This window comes from Massilia sp. P2_C2, from assembly GCF_056404615.1.
Genome location: NZ_JBFUDR010000557.1, coordinates 1 through 1,841 on the forward strand (window position 1 = coordinate 1; position 1,841 = coordinate 1,841).

At 69.3% G+C, this 1,841-nt stretch carries 2 protein-coding genes; both read right to left on the bottom strand.

From position 1 onward, the window contains the following. Window positions 1–2: 2 nt before the first annotated feature. On the bottom strand, window positions 3–1,025 hold the full coding sequence (locus AC1DYX_RS30785) for an NAD(P)/FAD-dependent oxidoreductase (RefSeq protein ID WP_477265967.1): 1,023 nt from the start codon (window positions 1,023–1,025) through the stop codon (window positions 3–5). Between the two features lie 70 nt (window positions 1,026–1,095). Further along, window positions 1,096–1,841: cation diffusion facilitator family transporter (locus AC1DYX_RS30790; protein WP_477265969.1), on the bottom strand; the 746-nt coding region annotated here is incomplete at its 5' end.

A 1,841-nucleotide genomic window follows, 5' to 3' on the forward strand; every position in this document is an offset into this window, starting at 1 on the left:
CCCTACCGCCGGCGCGGCGGGCGTAGCGCCGGCGGCAGCTGGTTGTGGATGCGCACGGCCGCGCGCGCTGCCTGGCCCGTCGCCACGGCGATCTGGTTCAGGCCCACGACGACGTCGCCGATCGCGTACAGGCCGGGCACCGTCGTTTGCTGGTGCTCGTCCACGACCAGTTCCTCGCACTGCGCCGTGTGCGCGCCCGGGTTCGCCGCGAGACTCGAGCGGGCATGCTCGCCCAGCATCGGATAAAACACGTCCGCCTCGTGATCCTGGTCGTCGTCCGTGTGCAGCACGGGCTTCATGGCAGCATCCAGGGTGACGGCGCGCAGCGGCGAGTCGATATGGCGCACGCCGGCCGCGTCCAGCCGGCGCCGGTCGTCATCCGTCAGCATCGACGGCGAGCCGCGCTCGAACAGCGTAACGTCCGCGCTGAACGTGCGCATGAACAGCGCATGGCCCACGGGATTCGTCTCGGCCGTCGCGACGGCGATGCGCTTGTCGATCACGTCGAAGCCGTCGCACACGGGGCACAGGCGCACGGCGCCGAAGGCGACGGCTTCGCGCCAGTTCTCGATCGGCAGCCCGCCGTCGGCGACGCCCGTCGCCAGCAGCACGGTGTGGGCGCGGATCGGCACGACGGCGTCCTCGCCCTCGGGCACGTAGTCGCCGACGAACAGACCGTCCTCGATGCGCAGGTCGACGACTTCGCCCGGCATCACGCAGCCGCCGTAACGCTGCAACTGCGTCGCCAGGTTGCCCAGCAGGATGTGGCYGGGCACGCCCTCGGGAAATCCGGGATAGTTGTGCGAGACGGGAATCAGGCGCAGGCGGCTGTTGCCCTTGTCGGCGAGGGCGACGTTGCGCGTGAAACGGCGCAGGTAGATGGCGGCGGTGAGGCCGCCCGGGCCCCCGCCGACGATCAGGGTGTCGTACACATGCGCGTAGGCGACATGCGCGTAGGCGACATGCGCGTAGGCGACATGCGCGTAGGCGACCTGCGCGGTGGCGAGTTCGGATGATGTAGGCATGGGCCGATTATCCGCAGGGTGGTTGCGGCCGGGCTATCGGCGCGTGTCCCGTGGCCGGGTCGGAGCCCGCTTACAGGTGGTTATGCGTGTCCGAGCAGTCGTGCAGCTCGGGTTGCAGCGTGACGTGGTCGATGCCGTGCCTGTCGAGCAGCATGGCCTTGACGGCGCGCAGCACGTCGGGCCATGCGTCCAGGTCGTCGATCTCCAGGTGGCCGATCAATGCGGGTTCGCCCGGCGACATGTCCCACACGTGCAGGTCGTGCACGGAGCGCACGCCCGGGATGCCGGTCAGGTCGGCGCCGATCTTCAGGTAGTCGATGTGGTGCGGCACGCCTTCCATCAGGAAATGGTACGACTCCCGCAGGATGCTCACGGTCGACTTGAGGATCAGCAGCGACACGAAGATGGACAGGATCGGGTCGATGCGCACCCAGCCGGTGAAATGGATGACGGCGCCGGCCGCGATGGCGGCAATGGAGCCGAGCAGGTCGCCCAGCACGTTGACGAGGGCGGCGCGCGTGTTGATGCTCTGCTCGTCGCGCGACAGCACCCAGGCAACCGTGATGTTGATGCAGGCGCCGATCGCGGCGACGATCAGCACGGTCTTGCCGGCCACGTATTCGGGGTGCGCGAGGCGCTGGACGGCCTCGAACACGATCCAGCCGACGAGCAGGAGCATGGCGAGGCTGTTGACGAATGCGGCCAGCGCTTCCGCGCGCACGAAGCCGAACGAATGGCGCGCGGACGGCGGCCGCCGCGCGATCAGCTGGGCCAGCAGCGCGAGGCCGAGGGCGGCGGCATCGGTGACCATGTGAC